Below are 17,353 nucleotides of genomic sequence, written 5' to 3'. Positions count from 1 at the left end.
GTGCGGCCCCGTCCCGATGCCGCCCCCCCGCCCCGCGAGGACCCGGAGGGCTCTCGGGTGTTCCGCTCGCGCTCCTCGGTCAGCGTCAAGGCGGTGCGCCCGGACCCGGCCCGGGAGGGCTCGAGCCCGCAGGAGAGGCCCCCTCGGGTGCTGGCCGGGCGAGCGGCTCCCGCTCCGGGCGCGCCCCCAGGGGTTCGGGAGGGCACGTCGGTGCAGCGCCGACCCCGTGGGGCGTCCGACACGGACGGCCCGGTGCCTCCTGGCTCCGGTGGGCGTGGACCGCGCGGCGGAACGCGCTAGCATCCGGCCCGCAAGGAGCGGCGCATGGCGATCGGCAAGGTGATCAAGGGTGACGGGACGGCGGAGCCGTCTCTCGTGTCGGAGCGGCCGGTGTTGCGGCCTCCGCGCGCGGGGGTGATGAACGCCGAGGTCTTCGAGGCCCGCCAGGGAGCCCAGGGCATCATCGAGGAGGCCCACCGCGAGAAGGAGCGCATCCTCGCGGAGGCCCAGCGCGAGCGCGAGGAGCTGCTCGTGAAGACGCGGGAGCAGGGGCGCCAGGAAGGGCTGGCCCAGGCCACGGAGATCATCCTCCGCGCGAAGATGCAGGCCGGGGAGCTTCTGGGCACGTACGAGAGGGACATCATCGCCCTGGGCCTGCGCGTGGGTGAGAAGATCATCGGCCGGAGCCTGGAGAAGGACCCGGACCTGATGCTGGAGCTGTGCGCGTCCGCCATCGACAACCTGCGCAGCGCCCGCGCCATGACCCTGCGCGTGCACCCGAAGACCGCCGCCGTGCTGCGCGCCAAGAAGCCCATTTTGATGGAGCTCATCGGCCGCGCGGTGGACCTGGCCATCAAGGAGGACCCGGAGGTCGCTCCGGTGGGTTGCATCGTCCAGACGGAGTTCGGCACGGTGGATGCGCAGCTGCCCACGCAGCTGGAGATGCTGCAGAACGTGCTGCTGCCAGACCAGAACGGCCCGAAGGAAGGCCCGGCCTAGCCGGGACGGAACCACGTCCATGGCCATCGACCTTTCGCGCTATTTCGACCTCATCCAGGACGCCCAGACGGTGCGCGTCCGGGGCCGCGTCACCGAGCTGACGGGCCTCATCATCAAGGCGAGCGTCCCCAACGTCCGAGTGGGCGAGCTGGTGCTCATCAAGAGCCGCGGCCGCGGCCCCGTGAAGGCGGAGGTGGTGGGCTTCCAGGGCGACGAGGTGATGCTCATGCCCCTGGGCGAGCTGTACGGCATCGGCCCGGACAGCGAGGTCATCCCCACCGGCAAGCCCCTGAGCATCAAGTGCGGCGAGGCGCTCCTGGGGCGCGTGCTCAACGGCATCGGCGAGCCCATGGACGGCAGCGAACTGCCGGCAGAGGGCCTCATCGACTGGTCCGTGGACCGAAACTGCCCGGACCCGTTCACCCGTCAGCGAATCGAGCGGCCCCTTCCCCTGGGCGTGCGCTGCATCGACGGACTGCTCACCGTGGGCGAGGGCCAGCGCGTGGGCCTGTTCGCCGGCTCCGGCGTCGGCAAGTCCACGCTGATGGGACAGATAGCGCGCAACACCCAGGCCGACCTCTGCGTCGTCGCCCTCATCGGCGAGCGTGGTCGCGAAGTCCGCGAGTTCATCGAGGACGCCATGGGCGAGGAGGGCATGAAGCGCTCCGTGCTGGTGTGCGCCACTTCTGACCAGCCCAGCCTCGTGCGTCTGCGAGCCGCCTACGTCGCCACCGCCATCGCCGAGTATTTCCGGGAGCGCGGCGGCAATGTGCTCTTCATGCTCGACACGGTGACGCGTCTGGCGCGTGCCCAGCGTGAGATTGGCCTCGCCGTGGGTGAGCCCCCGGCCCGCCAGGGCTATCCGCCGAGCGTGTTCTCCATGCTGCCGCGCATCCTGGAGCGCACGGGCAACTCGGAGAAGGGCAAGTGCACCGCCATCTACACCTGCCTCGTGGCCGGCGGTGACATGGAGGAGCCCATCGCGGACGAGGTCCGCGGTATTCTCGACGGCCACTTCATCCTCAACCGCGCGCTGGGCGAGCGAAACCAGTGGCCCGCAATGGACGTGCTGGCGAGCCTCAGCCGTGTGATGAGCGGCATCGTCTCCAAGGAGCACAAGAAGGCGGCGGGCAAGCTGCGCGAGACGCTGGCCACGTACGAGAAGCAGCGCGACCTCATCCTGCTGGGCGCCTACCAGTACGGGACGGACCCCCGCACGGACTACGCCATCGACAAGTACGACGCCATCATCGACTTCCTCAAGCAGGACACCCACTCCAACTCCGGCTTCGAGGAGACGGTGGAGCAGTTGATCGCCCTCTTCGAGGAGTGAGGGACAGGGGTGCACCCCGGTAAATCCGGGGTAGGATGGGGGTCACCATGCCCCCGTACCGGTTGCAAACCCTGCTGGACATGCGGACCCGGGCCAAGGAGGAAGCCGAACAGGCCTTCTCCGACGCCATCAAGGCCCTCGAGCGGGAAAAGGTGGAACTCCAGCGGCTGATTGACGAGCTGGAGCGCCGCAAGCGCGAGCGCAAGGAGAAGGTGGCCGCCTACCTCAAGGAGGTCATGGCCAAGGGCGCCGGCATCAACGGCATGAACATGATGGGCCGCTTCGAGGAGCGCCTGAAGGACGAAGAGGCGCAGGTGGCGCTGGAAGTGGAGCGTCAGCGGGAAGCGGTGAAGGTGGCCGAGCGACTCGTCGAGCAGCGGCGGCGGGAAATGGCCGAGGCGGCCAAGGAACTCAAGGCCATCGAGAAGCACAAGGAGACCTGGCAGAAGCAGGTGAAGCACGAGCGCCAGCAGCGCGAGGAGTTGAGCCAGGAGGAGATTGGCAACGCCTTGTTCCTGGCTCGGCAGCGCAAGTAACCTGCCGCCACCCCTTCCCTCGGGAACGATGTCATGAGCCGAGTCGACGACGACCGTGAAACAGCGCGCCTGGCCGAGCGCATCATGCAGGAAAAGAAGCTCGCCGAGGGCCAGGCGAAGAAGCGGACGGAGGGGGCCAGCGCCTTCCAGAAGCTGATGCAGCCCCAGGCCCAGCCGCAGGCGACGGCCCCTGCTCCTGCGCCCACGCCGCAGACGCCGGGTGCCTTCGCCAGGCAGGTCCTGGCCAAGGCGACGCAGGAGGGGAAGACCTTCGGGGAGCAGGCCCAGCAGCCGCAACTGGGTGGCAACCCGGCGGGTCTGGCGCAGACGCAGCGCCGAGCGGACAGCGGGGCCACGGAGGCTCGTTCCGGCTCGCGCGCCGCGGATTCCAAGGAGGACAAGCGCACGTCCGAGGGGCGCGACAAGGACATGAGCAAGGCCGAGTCCGCGCTGGGACAGGTCAGCTCGGAGAAGGGCGCGCTCATCCGTGCGGATGCCGACGCGGGCGGCGGCAAGGGCAGCGGGGGCGGCGGCAAGGACAAGAAGGAAGGCGGCGGCGCGGAGATGGCGCCGGGGTTCCGGTTCAACCCCGCGCTGATGGCGCCGGTGCCGGTGGCCAAGCCCAAGGACACCGCCGGCTCCGAGCGGCTGCGCGCCATGGCCAGCGAGATTGCCCAGAAGATCGTGGACCGCGTGCGTGTGGGCACCAACGCTGCGGGCCTCGCCGAGTTCCAGATTGATTTGCGCGGCGACGTGCTCAGCGGCCTGTCCATCAAGGTCAGCGCGCGCAACGGGAAGATCTCCGCGACCTTCAGTGGCACCAACCGTGACGTGCTGAAGATGCTCGAGGAGCACAGCGAGGGGCTTCGCACCGCGCTGGGCGGCCGTGGCCTGAAGCTCGAGACGGTGCGCTTCGAGGCGAAGACATGAGCGTGGAGCCGGAGGACGAAGGTCCCGGCGTGCATGAGCGGACGATGCTGGTGGACCTCCGCCAGCTCAAGCCGGTGCGTCCGCCGGAGAAGACCGAGCGTCCGGAGAAGGTCGAGCGTCTCGAGCGAAGCGAGCGTCCGGAGAAGGTCGACCGGGGCAGCTGGCGACCCTTCCAGTTCAAGGGCCTGGAGAAGGTGTCCAGGGCGCAGGGGCTCCTGGCGGAGCGGCTGCGCTGGCTGACGCCGAACGATGGGACGCTCGGGGCGGTGTCCGCGCGGCTCAAGGGCCTGTTCGACGCGGAGGTGCGTCTGTCCCTGGAGTCCGTGCAGGTGCGGCCCATGGCGGAGCTGCGTCGGTTCCTGGGCGACCCGACGTTCCTCGCGGTGCTGGCACCAGGGGCGTTGCAGGGCAGGGCGGTGCTGGAGGTGGAGCTGTCACTGGCCCACACGGCGGTGGACCTGCTGCTGGGTGGCGCGGGCGAGACGGTGGGCCTCAGGCCGCTGACGGACATCGAAGAAGGGGTGATGGGCTACGTCATCCTGGAAGCGCTGCGGGTGCTGGTGCCCGCGCTGCAGGCCGGGGTGCCTCGCCCGAGGCTGGACGGCGTCGCGCGTGGCGTGGACGAGGTGTCCGCGCGCCTGGGCGACGACGGGCCGATGCTGGCGGTGCACCTGAATGCCACGCTGGGGCCGCACAGCGGCATGGTGCGGCTGGTGGTGCCCTCGGCGGTGTTGGAGGCGGCGGAGCCCGCGGTGGAGAGCGCCCAGCGGCGCGCTCGGGCGAAGGCGGACCTGGCGGTGCATGCGCGCCGGCTGTCCGCGGTGCGAAGCTGGCTGCGGGCGGAGATTGGCACCGCGGAGCTGACGTCCAACGACCTGGCGAGCCTGCGGGTCAAGGACGTCGTCCTGGTGGACGTGCTGTCGGCGCGGCCGGACCGGGGCGAGCCTGGAACGGCGCAGCTGCGCGTGGGCGCGGGGCGCTCGGGGCACGCGGAGGCCCAGGTATTCGTCGAGGACGGGCGCTACAAGGCCCGCATCACCGGCATCATCCCCGGGGAGTCGGGGAACCCGCGCTCGGCCACCGAGGAGGGTGGGGGGCGGGAGCAGGAAGAGGACTTCACCAACCCGGAGCTGGACGTTCCTCCGGAGCTCGAAGGGGCGCCCTTGGACGACGTGAACAAGCCGGACGGAAGCGACCTGCTCGGCGACGTACCGCTGCAGATCGCCGTGGAGCTGGCGCGCATCCCCGTCACCGCGGAGCAGGTGGTGGGCATGCGGGCCGGTCAGGTCATCGAGCTGAGCCGGGGGCCCGGCGAGCCGGTGGAGCTTTCCATCAACGGCAAGGTGGTGGCCCGAGGCGAGCTGGTGGAGATGGAAGGCCAGCTCGGCGTGCGCGTCACCACCCTGGCGAGCTGAGGACTTCATCCGCGACGGAAGCAAGCGGGCGGGAGCGGGCTGCCGGACGGGGGCCCGTGGCGGTCCTCCGGCCTTTGAACTAGCCTCGCCCCCATCCATGGCAGTCCTCCGCACCCCCCTCATGCGCCTGTCCCTGGGCGCCGCGCTGCTGCTCGCGCCCTCCACCGTGCTGGCCCAGGCGCCCTCCGCGCCCGCGCCGAGCGCCACGGCTTCGCCCGTTGCCGCCGTTCCGGCTTCGTCGCCCGAGGCCCAGAAGTCGGCCCCGCGGAGCGCCACAGCCCCCGCCGTTGCTCCGCCTTCGTCGCCCGAGGCGAAGAAGTCGGCCCCTAGCGCCACGGCGCCCGCCGTCGTTCCCGAGGCCCAGAAGTCGGCCCCGCCGAGCGCCACGGCGCCCGCCGTCGTTCCGGCATCGTCGCCCGAGGCCAAGAAGTCGGCCCCCAGTGCGACGGCGCCCGCCTCGGCGGACAATGTCCGGGTTGCGGCGCCTCCTTCCGCGCCGAGCACTCCAGTGGCCCCCGCCCAGAAAGCGGTGGTGGTGCCAGGCTCCACGGCATCAACCGTCCTTCCCACCCCGGCGGAGGGCTCTACCGAGGCTTCCGCTTCGGCAGTACCGGGCGCGGTGCCCGGGTCCGCGCCCACGCCAGAGGCATCCGCCGCATCGCGTCAGAAGACTCCGGGCGCGGAGCCACGCTGGGAGGACCCCGCGCTTGAGGGCGCCGCGGCGGCGACGGAAGCGGAGGCCGAGCCGGAGAGCATGGGGTGGATGCTCATCCGCACGCTGCTTGTGCTGGGCGCGGTGGTGGCGTCCATCTACCTCACGCTGAACGTGGGGTTGCGCCGGCTGATGGGCCTTCAGGGGGCCGTGCCGGGCAAGCAGACCGTCGTCACCGTGGTGGAGCGCCTGACGTTGGACCCCAAGCGCGCGCTCTTCGTGGTGAAGGCCGCGGACGAATACCTGCTGGTGGGCGGCGGCGAGGCGGGCCTGCAACTGCTGTCAAAGCTGGATTCGGAGGCGGTCGAGCGCATCCGCGCGCAGCGCCCGCAGACGAACGTGGTTCCCCTGAGCCCTTTCCTTCAGAAGCTCCTTTCCCGCCGCTCCGGGGGCTCGTCGTCCCAGCCCCCCGGCGCCTGATGGCACCTGTCCCGTGAACGCCCAGACTCCTGCCCGCTCCTTGCTCCCGCGCGTCTCGCCCTGGCTCTTCGCGGCCGCGGTGTCGCTGCATCCCTTCATCGCCCTCGCGCAGAAGAAGCGCCCCGGCTCCATCCCCGACTCCGTGGCCAACGAGGCGGTGAGCGCCGACACCTTCACGTCGCGTCCGCTCATCCTCATCCTCGCGCTCGCGGCCATGGGCCTGGTGCCCTTCGCGCTGATGATGGTGACGAGCTTCGTGAAGATCTCCGTGGTGCTCTCCATCGTCCGCTCGGCGCTTGGCACCCAGCAGATTCCGCCCACCCAGGTCATCACCGGGCTGGCCGTCATCCTCACCGTCTACATCATGGCCCCCGTGGGCATGACGATGTACCGGGCCTCGGAGCTCAACGTCTGGGATTCGTCGGGGGCGGGCGCGTTCTCCTCGGCGAAGGTGGGCACCCTCCTGGACGGCGCCGACCGCGCCAAGGAGCCCCTGCGCGACTGGCTGATGAAGAAGGTCACCCTGAAGGACCGCTCGCTCTTCTTCAACCTGGCCAAGAAGATGCGTCAGGGCGAGGACCGGGACTCGGTGGACAGCAAGGACTTCATGGTCATCGTCCCGGCCTTCGTGGTGTCGGAGCTGAAGGAGGCCTTCCAGATTGGCTTCCTGCTCTTCGTCCCCTTCATCGTCATCGACATGGTGGTCGCCAACATCCTGCTCGCGCTGGGCATGCACATGTTGTCGCCCACCACCATCTCCATGCCCTTCAAGCTGCTCCTGTTCGTCCTCGTGGACGGCTGGTACCTCATCGCCAAGGGCCTGGTCGTCGGCTACCTGTAGGAGGAAGGCACCCCATGAACCAGCTCACGTTCATCACCCAGGAGGCGTTGTTCCTGGTGCTCGTGGTGTCGGCTCCGCCGGTGTTGATGAGCCTCATCGTCGGCTTCATCATTTCGCTGTTCCAGGCCACCACGCAGATTCAGGAACAGACGCTCACCTTCGCGCCCAAGGTCATCATCGTCTTCGGCGTGCTGGCCATGACAGGACCGTGGATTGGAAGCCAGCTGGTCCGCTTCACCTTCCACGTCTTCGACCGGTTCCCCGCGCTCATCAAATGAACGCCGCGGACCTCGTGTCCGAGCTGGCTGCTCGGACCAACTTCTCCGCCGCCATCTTCACGGTCGCCCTGCTGATGTGCCGGGTGATGCCGGTGCTCATCTTCAGCCCGTTCCTGGGCGGCGAAGTGGTGCCCACGGAGATGAAGATGGGCATCGGGCTGACGCTGGCCATCGTGCTCTATCCCTCCATCGCGCACACGGTGACGACGATTCCCCTGACGGCGCTGCCGTACATCGCGCTGATGGCGAAGGAGGTCTTCATCGGGTTCTGCATGGCGTTCATCGTCAGCAGCGTCTTCGAGGCGGCGCGCATCGCGGGCACCCTCACGGACACCATGGCGGGCAGCAACAACGCCCAGCTCTACGTGCCGCAGCTCGGCCAACAAGTCTCCCTCTTCTCCAACCTCAAGGTGCAGCTCTCCGTGGTGCTGTTCCTCACCCTGGACGGGCACCACCTGGTCATCCGCGCCCTGGCGGAGAGTCTCGCGGTGGTGCCACTGGATGGCTTCCCACGCTTCAGCCATGGCTCGTGGACCTTCTTCGACGTGCTGGTGCGTGTCTTCGCGGACATGCTGCGGGTGAGCCTGGCCCTGTCCGCTCCCGCGATGCTGGCGACCTTCCTCACCGACGTGGCGCTGGGCGCCATCAACCGCGTGGCGCCGCAAATCCAGGTGTTCTTCATCTCCATGGCCATCAAGCCGCTCGTCGGCGTGCTCATCGCCTTCCTGGTGATGGGGGCGCTGCTGGCGCGCATCCAGGACGAGCTGGCCCACATGCTGCGGGTGCTCACAGACGCCCTGCGGCTGCTGGCCTGAGCCCCCTCCCCGGGAACGCGCGCCCATGTCCGACGACAGTGGAGACAAGACAGAAGAACCGTCGCAGAAGAAGCTCGACGACTCTCGCAAGAAGGGTCAGGTCTGGAAGAGCAAGGACCTGAGCGGCGTGTCGGTGCTCGTCGTGGGTCTGGCCGCCGTGAAGGCGACCTGGGACAACGTGGAGCGGGAGATCTCCAGCCTCTTCATCTTCAGCTTCGACCACCTGGCCAAGGGCGATGACCTGGGGGATGCCACCGGGCAACTGCTCTACCTGGGGCTTCGCGCGATGTTGCTCGTGACGTTGCCGGTGCTCGCGGGTGGCGCGCTGATTGGCGGGTTGATGGAGTTCCTGCAGGTGGGCTCCCTCTTCACGTTGGATCCGCTGATGCCCAAGCTGGACAAGCTCAACCCGCTGGGCGGGTTGAAGAACATGTTCAGCAAGAAGTCGCTGGTGGAGCTGCTCAAGAACCTCATCAAGATCTCCATCACCGCCAACGTCGTCTACGGCGTGGTGCGCGACGCCATGCCCATGGTGATGGAGACGGTCCGCCAGGACACGCACACCATCATGGTCATCATGGGGGAGCTGGTGACGCGCGTGGCCACCCGCGTCGCGCTGCTCTTCGTCCTCTTCGCCATCTTCGACATCTGGTGGCAGCGCAAGTCCTTCATGAAGGACATGATGATGTCCAAGGACGATGTGAAGAAGGAGTACAAGGAGAGCGAAGGCGACCCGCACCACAAGGCCAAGCGCAAGGAGTTCCACCAGGAGATCATGGAGGGACAGCAGATGGAGGCCGTGCGGGACGCGGACGTCATCGTCACCAACCCGGACCACGTGGCCGTCGCGCTCAAGTACGACCGGGAGAAGGACGGCGCGCCCCGGGTGCTGGCCAAGGGCATGGACCACAAGGCCGAGCGCATCAAGGGCATCGCCCGCGAACAGGATGTCCCCACGCTGCGCAACGTGCCCCTGGCCCACGCGCTCCTGCGGGTGGAGGTGGGCCACGAGGTGCCCGAGGAGCTCTACGACGCGGTCGCCGAGGTCCTCAACTTCGTCTACGACCTGAAGAACGGCGGTCCCGCCCCGGTGGCCCGCGCGTGAGCGGCCCTGGAGCGGTTATCATCGGCAGGACTTCTCGGAGCGCCCCATGAGTGACGACGCCGAAATCGCCATCGCGCTGAAGTACGACAAGGAGAAGGACACCGCCCCGCGCGTGGTGGCCAAGGGGCTGAGGCTCAAGGCGGAGAAGATTCGCGCCATCGCCAAGGAGCACAACATCCCCATCATGCGCAACGTGCCCCTGGCCAACGCCCTGTACCGGGTGGAGGTGGGACAGGAAGTGCCCGAGGAGCTCTACGACGCGGTCGCCGAGGTCCTCAACTTCATCTACGAGATCCAGCGCGAACACGCGGCCGCCGGAGGGCGGTAGGGGAGGGGGGCTGGACGGCCCCCCCCTTCCTGGAGTGAGCTTCGGAGTTCACGATGGCCAGAATCAATAATCAGCCCCCCGGACCCCAGTGGCCCTGGGGGGGACCCCGCAGCGTCCGTGAGCGGCTGGTCGACCCTTCCCAGGTCGACCGCAAGAAGCTGCGCAAGACGGGCAATCCCAAGAACCCGGCGCTCGCCTCCGCGGCGCTCCTGGACTTCATCGGTCCCGCGCACTCGTCGGAGGAGCTGCGCCTGCCCCTGCCCCCTCATCCCGGCGGGCATGACGCGGACCTGGAGGGCTTCAGCGACCGGCCCCACCTGGCCAGCGTGGCGGGGCGGGGGAGCGACGAGTCGCGCCACCTGATGGAGCGGGGGCTGACGCGCATCAACGCGTCCCCGGACCGCCTGGAGCGCCTGAAGGCGCTGCTCCAGCGAGAGTCCTCCATGCTCACCCTGGTGGACCAGGTGAACGAGGAGACCAAGGAGATCATCCGGCGCATGTGGGCCGAGCAGAAGGATGAGGGTTACTAGCGCATGCCGGAGGACCCTCAGGACGAGGCCCAGCTGGCGGCTCGGCTCCAGCGTTGGGCGGATGGCAAGTCCACGCTGCGCGAGGTGCGCGGCTATTCCAACGACGAGCTCTACGCCATCGCCAAGACGGCGTACTACTTCTTCTACCAGGGCCGCATCAACGAGGCCCGGACGCTCTTCCAGGGCCTGTACGCCGTGAATCCCACGGACGGCTACTTCGCCAAGGCGCTGGGCGTGGTGGAGATGGCCGCGGGCAACGGGACGGGCGCCCTGGCCGCCTTCGACGTCGCCGCCAAACTGTCCCCCCAGGATGCGTCCGTCTACGTCGGCCGCGCCGAGGTGAAGCTCGCCTTGGGCAAGAAGGACCAGGCCATCGAGGATCTGCGACGCGCCGCGGCAATGACACCGGTGGATGATCCGGTGGTGCGCAAGGCCGGCGCCATGCTCACGGCGCTCGGAAAGCGTTGATTCTGGCTTGTCCCGGCGTCTGGTTGTGGCCAGACGCCGGGTAGGTGAGCCCGGAACAGTCTGTTAGGCTCGCCAGGTAAACCCCAACCCCTCGTTGTGGAGAGGTGGAGTCAGTCAATGAGCACGCAGAAGGCGAAGATGGGCCCACTGCCTCCGGAACCCGCGGAGCTGGTGGAGAAGCGCGACAAGTTGCTGGCGGAACTGGAGTCGCAGTCCAAGGTGGCCCAGGGCACCTTCCTCCAGGTGGTTCGGACGATGAAGATGCTGGTGGCCTCCACGACGCCGGGCACTCCGTTCGACGAGAAGCTCTATGGCGACGTGTCGGGCGCCCTCCAGCGCTTCATGGCCGACCCCATCCTCCCCGTGCCTCCCACGCTGGGCCTCGTGGTCTCCTACCTGTCGGAGCGCCTGAGCACCTACGGGATGACCATCCAGAACGCCGTCAAGGAGGCCAACCCGGAGCTGCACGCGAAGTTCGCGTTCGCTCCCCCGGGCGCGCAGGCCCCCGCGGCCCCTGCTGCTCCGCCGGCTCCTGCCCGCACGTCGGGCGCCCCCGCCGCCAAGGACGGCTTCGAGAGCGCTTCCAACAAGCGCTCCCTGTCCCTGGACCCGGAGGCCAGCCCGCCGCCCCCGGCAGATCAGAAGAAGGAGCAGCAGCAACTCGAGTCCTTCAAGGCCTGGATGAAGAATCCCAGCCTTGGAAAGCTCAAGGGTTAGGCCCGTTTCCCGGGGGGGACCCGGGCCTCGCGAAAAGGCCGGAAATGATCCCGGTTAATTCGCAGGAAACTTCCGAGCCCCTCCCCCGATAATCTTTTTGTAGCCGCCGCTGCACTTCATCCCGCAGCAAAACCGAATCAATCACTGGAGAACGACCATGAGCATCTCTGCCAACTTCAACGCCGCTGCGAGCAGCATCCTGGCCGGTTCCAAGGCCTCCAACGCGATGATCGCCGCCGCCCCCGAGGATCAGCGTCCGTTCCTGCAGGCGCAGGAGCAGATGCAGCGTGAGGCGAAGCTGGTCGAGCTCATCTCGAACTCCATGAAGAAGATCGAGCAGATGCAGAGCGCGATCGTCGGCAACATGCGCGGCTAGTCGTAAGCCCGCAGCCTGCTGCACCCTGGCCTCGCAACAGCTCCTGGAGCTGGTGCGGGGCCAGTTCATTTCCAGGGCCCGGTGGAATCACCTCGTCGGCTTGTCCGAAACTTTCCGGCCCCGTCTCACGAGAATTCCTTCACCCCACCCCTTTTGGAGAAATCCATGGTCGCTCCTGTCAATGGCGGTTCCCGTTCCACGTCCACGGCGAAAACGAGCCAGGCGGAAGCCACGCCGTCGGATCCCAAGGCCGAGCAGGCCAAGCAGCAGGCCATCATCGACGACATCGGCAAGAAGCCGGAGACCAAGCTGACCACCGAAGACCGCGCCAAGTACGCGGACGCGGTGGGCACGAACCAGGTCCTGCAGAACCAGCCGTTCCTGAGCTTCTTCTCGAAGTCCACCACGGAGAGCCTGACCAAGAAGCTGGACGCGGACGTGGCCAAGTACACGAAGGAGAACCCGAAGGCGTCGCTCAAGGACATCGAGTCGCACGTCAAGGACCGCTTCAAGGCCCAGATGTTCAGCGCGGTGGTGGCCCAGAAGGGCGTGGACATGGCCATCGCCAACTTGAAGAAGCAGCTGCAGAAGATTCGCGACGGCTTCGACGAGTAGTGCCTTCTCGGCGTCCCCTGACTGGTGGGCTCGCTGGAGGCGGGCTAGACTCCAGGCCGCCTCCGTATTCGCCCCGGGAATGAGTCCAGATGACGACGACCCAAGCCAAGGCGCCGGTCTCCAATAATGATGGGAAGCCGCTGTCCGGCCCGGAGTTGCTCGAGCGGGCCACTCAGGGCTTCGACCTGTTCCAGGACGGCCGCTTCCAGGAGTCCCTGGCCGTCTTCGAGCAACTCGCGGCCATGGATGGCTCCGAGGCCTACTTCCAGACAGCGCTCGGCGCCTGCCACCTGGCGCTGGAGAACCTGGACCAGGCGGAGGCCCACTTCAACCGGGCCATCGAGCTGGACCCCACGGACCTGACGCCGTTCGTCAACCGGGGAGAGGTCCACCTGCGCCAGGGCAAGGTGATGGAAGCCGCCCATGACTTCAACCACGCGGTGTCCCTGGACCCCGAGGGCAAGGACCCGCTGAGCGCGCGTGCGCGCATGCTGGCGGCCGCGGCCCTGGAGAGCGTGGAGGAGGCCCAGGGGGTCTCCGACGGCGACTCTGGTCCGGACGGGCGTTAAGCCCTCCCTTCGCATCTTCCGACGGACACCCCGCCCGGCTCGTGAGGCCCCCCTTGGGCCCGGGGCCGGGCGCGGACTAGGATGGCTCCCCGCTGATGTCCGCCTCCAATCCGAACAGCTTCCTCTCCAAGTACTCCGACATCGTCCTCGCGATTGTCGTGGTGTTCATCGTCGGGATGATGATCGTCCCGCTGCCCACGCTGCTGCTGGACGTGCTGCTGACGCTGAACATCAGCATCTCGGTGGTGCTGCTCCTGGTGTCCCTCTACGTGCCAGCGGCGCTGCACCTGTCGGTGTTCCCGACGCTGCTGCTCATCACCACGATGTTCCGGCTGTCGCTGACCATCTCCACCACACGTCTCATCCTGCTCACGGGCGACCCGGGAGAAGTGGTGGTGGCGTTCGGCAACTTCGTGGTGCAGGGCAACTTCGTCGTCGGCGCCATCCTCTTCATCATCCTCGTCATCGTGAACTTCATCGTCATCTCCAAGGGCTCGGAGCGTGTCGCCGAAGTGGCCGCGCGCTTCACCCTGGACGCGATGCCGGGCAAGCAGATGTCCATCGACGCGGACCTCCGCGCGGGCTCCATCGACCAGGATCAGGGCAAGAAGAAGCGCCGTGACTTGGAGCGCGAGAGCCAGCTGTTCGGCGCCATGGACGGCGCCATGAAGTTCGTGAAGGGCGACGCCATCGCCAGCATCATCATCACTGTCGTCAACATCGTCGGTGGCCTCATCATCGGCGTGACGCAGAAGGGGATGACGGCCGCGGACGCGGCGCAGAAGTACACGCTGCTCACCATCGGTGACGGCCTCGTCGGCATGATTCCCGCCATCCTCGTCTCCACCTGCGCCGGCATCATCGTGACGCGCGTCGGTGGTGATGAAGAGGGCGCGCACCTGGGCAAGGACATTGGCACGCAGCTCACCGCGTACCCGAAGGCCATCGCCATCGCCGCGGGCATGCTCATCGTCCTGGGTCTCGTCCCCGGTCTGCCCAAGATTCCCTTCTTCCTGCTGGGCGCGGGCGCGGGCTTCGGCGCGTGGACGATGCTCAAGAAGAAGCGCGAGTCGGAGATGGTGGAGGAGGCCGGTCCGGCCATGGAGTCGGACCTGGGCACGCCGATGTCCTCGGAGCCCGCGCCCAAGGAGCCGATGAATCCGGACTCCGAGCTCTTCATCCCCGTCGTCACGCCCATCGTCCTGGAGGTCTCCGACGCGCTGGTGCCGTACGTGGACTCGCGCCAGGACAACGGGAAGTTCCTCTTCGAACTCATCCCGTTCATGCGCGACGGCCTCTTCATCGAGCTCGGCGTGCGCTTCCCGGGCGTGCGCGCGCGCGGCAACTCGTCGCTGCCGCCGGGCGCCTACCAGGTGCAGATCAACGAGGTGCCCGTCGTCACCGGTCAGGCCACGCTGGGCCACGTGCTCGTCAACGACACGGTGGACCGCCTGCGCCTGATGAACATCCAGGGCTTCGAGGCCATCAACCCCGCCACCCGCCAGCCGGCCGCGTGGGTGCCCGAGCAGCACCGCGACACCCTGGAGGCCGCGGGCCTGACGACGTGGGACGTGCCCGGCTACATCATCCTGCACGTGGCCGCGGTGCTGCGGCGCAACGCGCGGGAGTTCGTCGGCGTGCAGGAGACGCAGACGATGCTGGAGCAGTTGGAGAAGGCGTTCCCCGCCATCGTCAAGGAGGTCATCCCCAAGGTCGTCAACGTGCTGAAGTTGACCGACATCCTCCAGCGGCTCGTGGAGGAGGAGATCTCCATCCGTGACTTGCGCGGCATCCTCCAGGCCCTGGCGGAGTACGGGCAGGTGGAGGCGGACAACGTCATGCTCACCGAGCACGTCCGCGCCTCGCAGCGCCGCTACATCTCCCACAAGTACGCGCGCGGCAGCGGCACCCTCGTGGTGTACCTGTTGGATCCGAACATCGAGGAGGCCATCCGCGGCTCCATCAAGCGGACCTCCGCGGGCGCGCACCTGGCGCTCGAGCCGGAGCTGGCGCAGGAAATCGTCCAGGCCGTCCGCTCCGAGTGCGGCCACCTGCCGCCCAGCGCCCAGCGCCCCGTCATCCTCACCGCCATGGATATCCGGCGCTACGTCCGCAAGCTGCTGGAGTACGAGTTCAACCCCTCGTTCTCCGTCCTCAGCTACCAGGAGCTGTCCCCCGAGCTGAACATCCAGCCGGTGGCTCGCATCTCCACCCGGTAGCCGCGTTGACCCGGGGTCGGTCCTCGCCGACCCGTCACCGTTCTGATCGGAATCCTTGCGCTTCAACGCAACTTCCGACGCGCGCTGTCGAGAATGGAAGTACGGCGGGAATGCGCGCTTCAGGGCGTGGGATTCCCCGAGATTCGGGAGGAAGTCATGACGAGTGTCACCCAAGCCGGCAACGCTCCCCGTACCACCAGCACTGGCAACACGAAGGTCGGGCTGAGTGAGACGGAGCTGACGAAGAACCTCGGGCTCATCGAGAACACGGTGGAGCGCGCCCTCTCGGAGATCGAGTCGGCGGTGAAGCAGCTCAAGCAGCTGGACGAGAACTCGTTCGCGGCCGGGGCTCCCCGTCCTGGCGACACGGCCTCGACGGCGGGCACGGGCGGCGCCTTCCCCACGGAGAAGCCGGTCCTCACCGAGGACACCTTCCGTCCCCCCGACAAGCTGAAGGTGGACGACAAGGGCACCATCACCACGCCGGGCGGCTACAAGATTGAGCAGCTGGGCCAGTTCGAGTGGAAGATCTCCGGCCCGGACGGCAAGAACACCCGCATCTGGGGTGACCCGCACGTCGACGAGAGCGACGGCGGCAAGTTCGACTTCAAGCGCAACACCACGTTCAAGCTGCCGGACGGCACGGAGATCAACTGCTCCACCGTGCCCTGGGGCAACGCGGGCATGACGGTGACGGGCAAGCTGGACATCACCAACGGCGCGGACCACATCGCCGTGACGGACATCGACAAGGGCAAGGGCAAGGTCGGTGAGCTGACGAAGGACGGCTACGAGACGACGGTCGCCTTCCAGTGGGACGACGCGTTCAAGAACAACAGCAGGGACTTGCTCGTCATGGGCAAGGACTCCGACGACTGGGCGAACGTGGGCAAGGAAGTCATCGGCGACGAGGGTGGCGGCGCCACCTTCAAGCACGGCAAGGATTTGGAGTTCCAGTACAAGGAGACTCCGTCCCTGCTGACGATGCTGCCCGAGCCGGCCAAGGAGAAGAAGGACGCCAAGACGGCGGACGTGTCCAAGCAGCGTGACGCGCTGATGCAGCAGATCTCCGACCACGTCAGCCGCGCCATCTCCGAGCTGGGCAAGTCCAAGGAGTCCGAGAAGGACCAGCCCATCGAGGACCACTTCAAGTCGGTCACCAAGATGTTCAAGGCCTTGGATGAGATCAACTCGCTGAATGATATGATCAAGCCTCGGAACGTCTTCTTCTGACCTTGACCCGCAGGTAGAGGGGCCCACGCGTGGGGCCCCTCGCGAGGTGGCCGTGAGCAGCAAACCGGAGAGCGAAGCCCCGTCGGATGTTCGGATTCCGAAGGCCCTGACGGAGAAGCTCGTCCGCGGGGAGCTGCAGTTGGGCCAGTTCCTCGGGATGACGCGCGAGCGGCTCTTCGACTACGCCGGCATGGGCCACAGCATGCTGCAGGCCGGCCGCACCCGCCTCGCCCTGGAGATCTTCCAGGGCCTGGTGACGGCGGCGCCCCGTGAGCCCGCCTTCCTTACCCAGCTGGGCGCTACCTACCTGACGCTGGAGCGCACCGACGAGGCGTTCGACGCCTTCCAGCGCGCGCTCGCGGTGGAGCGCTCTAACGTGGACGCGCTGGTGGGCCGCGGTGAGCTGCTGCTGCGCCGGGGCAACATCCCCGACGGGCTCAAGGACCTGAGCCGCGCGATTGAACTGGACCCGAGGCTCCAGAAGCGCTCCACCCAGCGCGCGCGGAGCACGTTGCTCGCCCTCAAGTCGCAGGCGGAGCAGATCAAGGGACGCCCGGCGTCCTCGCAGAAGAAGTAGCGGTCGGCAGCGGAGCAGCGTGGGGCGCCTTCACCTGGCGCTCCCTGTCCGCGCGCTCAGGCGCCAGCGACCACGGCGATGAGCAGCACCAGGAACACCAACCCCACCAGACCCATGACGACGAGCGGGACGAGCTTCTGCTTGTCCTTGAGCGCGGCCAGGGCTCCACCCGGCGCCACCTCGTCGGGGAGGGACGTCTCGGCGGAGGGCTGGATGGGCTCCTCCGGCTCCGGAGGGACGGGCTCCGGCTCTGGCTCCGGGGGCGCGGGTTCGGGCTCTGGAGGCGCGGGCTCCGGCTCTGGCTCCGGGGGCTTCACTTCCTTGCGCACCGGGGCGG

The 17,353-nt window shown here is 67.8% G+C and carries 20 protein-coding genes and 2 pseudogenes; 21 read left to right on the top strand and 1 reads right to left on the bottom strand.

The window, feature by feature from the left end:
• From FJV41_RS53220 to FJV41_RS37740, 21 genes and pseudogenes are all read left to right on the top strand, one after another.
• Positions 1–300: pseudogene (locus FJV41_RS53220) on the top strand (hypothetical protein); the annotation flags it as partial.
• A 24-nt stretch (positions 301–324) separates the two neighbouring features.
• On the top strand, positions 325–999 hold the full coding sequence (locus tag FJV41_RS37835; protein WP_141647476.1) for a FliH/SctL family protein: 675 nt from the start codon (positions 325–327) through the stop codon (positions 997–999).
• Positions 1,000–1,018: 19 nt separating this feature from the next.
• On the top strand, positions 1,019–2,332 hold the full coding sequence (sctN, locus tag FJV41_RS37830) for a type III secretion system ATPase SctN (RefSeq protein WP_141647475.1): 1,314 nt from the start codon (positions 1,019–1,021) through the stop codon (positions 2,330–2,332).
• A 47-nt stretch (positions 2,333–2,379) separates the two neighbouring features.
• The gene (locus FJV41_RS37825) at positions 2,380–2,868 is read left to right on the top strand and encodes a flagellar assembly protein FliH (RefSeq protein ID WP_141647478.1); all 489 of its coding nucleotides are present in this window, start codon (positions 2,380–2,382) and stop codon (positions 2,866–2,868) included.
• A 33-nt stretch (positions 2,869–2,901) separates the two neighbouring features.
• Positions 2,902–3,798, top strand: a complete 897-nt coding sequence (locus FJV41_RS37820) for a flagellar hook-length control protein FliK (protein WP_141647474.1) — start codon at positions 2,902–2,904, stop codon at positions 3,796–3,798.
• Positions 3,795–5,213 (top strand): type III secretion system cytoplasmic ring protein SctQ, encoded by a 1,419-nt coding sequence (gene sctQ / locus FJV41_RS37815; RefSeq protein ID WP_141647473.1) that lies wholly within the window; start codon positions 3,795–3,797, stop codon positions 5,211–5,213. Before FJV41_RS37820 ends, sctQ begins: the two co-directional genes overlap by 4 nt.
• A gap of 97 nt (positions 5,214–5,310) precedes the next feature.
• The gene (locus tag FJV41_RS54155; RefSeq protein ID WP_246137667.1) at positions 5,311–6,345 is read left to right on the top strand and encodes a flagellar biosynthetic protein FliO; all 1,035 of its coding nucleotides are present in this window, start codon (positions 5,311–5,313) and stop codon (positions 6,343–6,345) included.
• A gap of 13 nt (positions 6,346–6,358) precedes the next feature.
• Positions 6,359–7,186 carry a type III secretion system export apparatus subunit SctR gene (gene sctR, locus FJV41_RS37805; RefSeq protein ID WP_141647472.1) on the top strand — a complete coding sequence of 276 codons (828 nt, stop codon included), beginning with the start codon at positions 6,359–6,361 and terminating at the stop codon, positions 7,184–7,186.
• Between the two features lie 14 nt (positions 7,187–7,200).
• The gene (gene fliQ / locus FJV41_RS37800) at positions 7,201–7,464 is read left to right on the top strand and encodes a flagellar biosynthesis protein FliQ (RefSeq protein ID WP_141647471.1); all 264 of its coding nucleotides are present in this window, start codon (positions 7,201–7,203) and stop codon (positions 7,462–7,464) included.
• Positions 7,461–8,279 carry a flagellar biosynthetic protein FliR gene (locus FJV41_RS37795; RefSeq protein WP_141647470.1) on the top strand — a complete coding sequence of 273 codons (819 nt, stop codon included), beginning with the start codon at positions 7,461–7,463 and terminating at the stop codon, positions 8,277–8,279. The genes fliQ and FJV41_RS37795 overlap by 4 nt, the downstream gene beginning before the upstream one ends.
• A 25-nt stretch (positions 8,280–8,304) precedes the next feature.
• Positions 8,305–9,384, top strand: coding sequence for a type III secretion system export apparatus subunit SctU (gene sctU / locus FJV41_RS37790; RefSeq protein WP_141647469.1), 1,080 nt, complete (start codon positions 8,305–8,307; stop codon positions 9,382–9,384).
• 46 nt (positions 9,385–9,430) lie between these two features.
• A complete protein-coding gene (locus tag FJV41_RS37785) occupies positions 9,431–9,712 on the top strand; it encodes an EscU/YscU/HrcU family type III secretion system export apparatus switch protein (RefSeq protein ID WP_141647468.1) in 282 nt (93 codons plus the stop codon).
• A 53-nt stretch (positions 9,713–9,765) separates the two neighbouring features.
• Positions 9,766–10,242, top strand: coding sequence for a hypothetical protein (locus FJV41_RS37780; RefSeq protein ID WP_141647467.1), 477 nt, complete (start codon positions 9,766–9,768; stop codon positions 10,240–10,242).
• Positions 10,243–10,245: 3 nt separating this feature from the next.
• Positions 10,246–10,710, top strand: a complete 465-nt coding sequence (locus tag FJV41_RS37775; RefSeq protein WP_141647466.1) for a SycD/LcrH family type III secretion system chaperone — start codon at positions 10,246–10,248, stop codon at positions 10,708–10,710.
• Positions 10,711–10,827: 117 nt separating this feature from the next.
• Complete coding sequence (locus FJV41_RS37770) at positions 10,828–11,427, top strand: hypothetical protein (RefSeq protein WP_141647465.1); 600 nt, start codon at positions 10,828–10,830, stop codon at positions 11,425–11,427.
• A 157-nt stretch (positions 11,428–11,584) separates the two neighbouring features.
• Complete coding sequence (locus FJV41_RS37765; RefSeq protein WP_141647464.1) at positions 11,585–11,803, top strand: hypothetical protein; 219 nt, start codon at positions 11,585–11,587, stop codon at positions 11,801–11,803.
• 165 nt (positions 11,804–11,968) lie between these two features.
• Positions 11,969–12,418, top strand: a complete 450-nt coding sequence (locus FJV41_RS37760) for a hypothetical protein (protein WP_141647463.1) — start codon at positions 11,969–11,971, stop codon at positions 12,416–12,418.
• Between the two features lie 89 nt (positions 12,419–12,507).
• Entirely contained in the window at positions 12,508–12,987 is a 480-nt protein-coding gene (locus tag FJV41_RS54730) for a tetratricopeptide repeat protein (protein WP_141647462.1), read from the top strand.
• A gap of 95 nt (positions 12,988–13,082) precedes the next feature.
• Positions 13,083–15,206, top strand: coding sequence for a type III secretion system export apparatus subunit SctV (gene sctV, locus FJV41_RS37750; RefSeq protein ID WP_141647461.1), 2,124 nt, complete (start codon positions 13,083–13,085; stop codon positions 15,204–15,206).
• Between the two features lie 156 nt (positions 15,207–15,362).
• Positions 15,363–16,439 carry a DUF1521 domain-containing protein gene (locus FJV41_RS37745; RefSeq protein WP_141647460.1) on the top strand — a complete coding sequence of 359 codons (1,077 nt, stop codon included), beginning with the start codon at positions 15,363–15,365 and terminating at the stop codon, positions 16,437–16,439.
• A gap of 52 nt (positions 16,440–16,491) precedes the next feature.
• Positions 16,492–17,016: a tetratricopeptide repeat protein gene (locus FJV41_RS37740; RefSeq protein ID WP_246137666.1), complete on the top strand. Its 525-nt coding sequence runs from the start codon at positions 16,492–16,494 to the stop codon at positions 17,014–17,016.
• A gap of 56 nt (positions 17,017–17,072) precedes the next feature.
• Here the strand turns inward: FJV41_RS37740 and FJV41_RS37735 are convergent.
• Positions 17,073–17,353, bottom strand: a pseudogene (locus FJV41_RS37735) (FHA domain-containing protein); the annotation flags it as partial.

It is taken from the genome of Myxococcus llanfairpwllgwyngyllgogerychwyrndrobwllllantysiliogogogochensis, assembly GCF_006636215.1.
Taxonomy (GTDB): domain Bacteria; phylum Myxococcota; class Myxococcia; order Myxococcales; family Myxococcaceae; genus Myxococcus; species Myxococcus llanfairpwllgwyngyllgogerychwyrndrobwllllantysiliogogogochensis.
This window is presented reverse-complemented; position numbering and strand designations above follow the sequence as displayed.

Bases quoted from the DNA above. Each gene is read 5' to 3' on its own strand.
- FJV41_RS37770 (WP_141647465.1), top strand. From the start codon at position 10,828: ATGAGCACGCAGAAGGCGAAGATGGGCCCACTGCCTCCGGAACCCGCG.
- FJV41_RS37775 (WP_141647466.1), top strand. From the start codon at position 10,246: ATGCCGGAGGACCCTCAGGACGAGGCCCAGCTGGCGGCTCGGCTCCAG.
- FJV41_RS37745 (WP_141647460.1), top strand. From the start codon at position 15,363: ATGACGAGTGTCACCCAAGCCGGCAACGCTCCCCGTACCACCAGCACT.
- FJV41_RS54155 (WP_246137667.1), top strand. From the start codon at position 5,311: ATGGCAGTCCTCCGCACCCCCCTCATGCGCCTGTCCCTGGGCGCCGCG.
- sctQ (WP_141647473.1), top strand. From the start codon at position 3,795: ATGAGCGTGGAGCCGGAGGACGAAGGTCCCGGCGTGCATGAGCGGACG.
- sctU (WP_141647469.1), top strand. From the start codon at position 8,305: ATGTCCGACGACAGTGGAGACAAGACAGAAGAACCGTCGCAGAAGAAG.
- sctV (WP_141647461.1), top strand. From the start codon at position 13,083: ATGTCCGCCTCCAATCCGAACAGCTTCCTCTCCAAGTACTCCGACATC.
- FJV41_RS54730 (WP_141647462.1), top strand. From the start codon at position 12,508: ATGACGACGACCCAAGCCAAGGCGCCGGTCTCCAATAATGATGGGAAG.
- sctN (WP_141647475.1), top strand. From the start codon at position 1,019: ATGGCCATCGACCTTTCGCGCTATTTCGACCTCATCCAGGACGCCCAG.
- FJV41_RS37785 (WP_141647468.1), top strand. From the start codon at position 9,431: ATGAGTGACGACGCCGAAATCGCCATCGCGCTGAAGTACGACAAGGAG.
- FJV41_RS37825 (WP_141647478.1), top strand. From the start codon at position 2,380: ATGCCCCCGTACCGGTTGCAAACCCTGCTGGACATGCGGACCCGGGCC.
- fliQ (WP_141647471.1), top strand. From the start codon at position 7,201: ATGAACCAGCTCACGTTCATCACCCAGGAGGCGTTGTTCCTGGTGCTC.
- FJV41_RS37760 (WP_141647463.1), top strand. From the start codon at position 11,969: ATGGTCGCTCCTGTCAATGGCGGTTCCCGTTCCACGTCCACGGCGAAA.
- FJV41_RS37795 (WP_141647470.1), top strand. From the start codon at position 7,461: ATGAACGCCGCGGACCTCGTGTCCGAGCTGGCTGCTCGGACCAACTTC.
- FJV41_RS37765 (WP_141647464.1), top strand. From the start codon at position 11,585: ATGAGCATCTCTGCCAACTTCAACGCCGCTGCGAGCAGCATCCTGGCC.
- FJV41_RS37835 (WP_141647476.1), top strand. From the start codon at position 325: ATGGCGATCGGCAAGGTGATCAAGGGTGACGGGACGGCGGAGCCGTCT.
- FJV41_RS37820 (WP_141647474.1), top strand. From the start codon at position 2,902: ATGAGCCGAGTCGACGACGACCGTGAAACAGCGCGCCTGGCCGAGCGC.
- FJV41_RS37780 (WP_141647467.1), top strand. From the start codon at position 9,766: ATGGCCAGAATCAATAATCAGCCCCCCGGACCCCAGTGGCCCTGGGGG.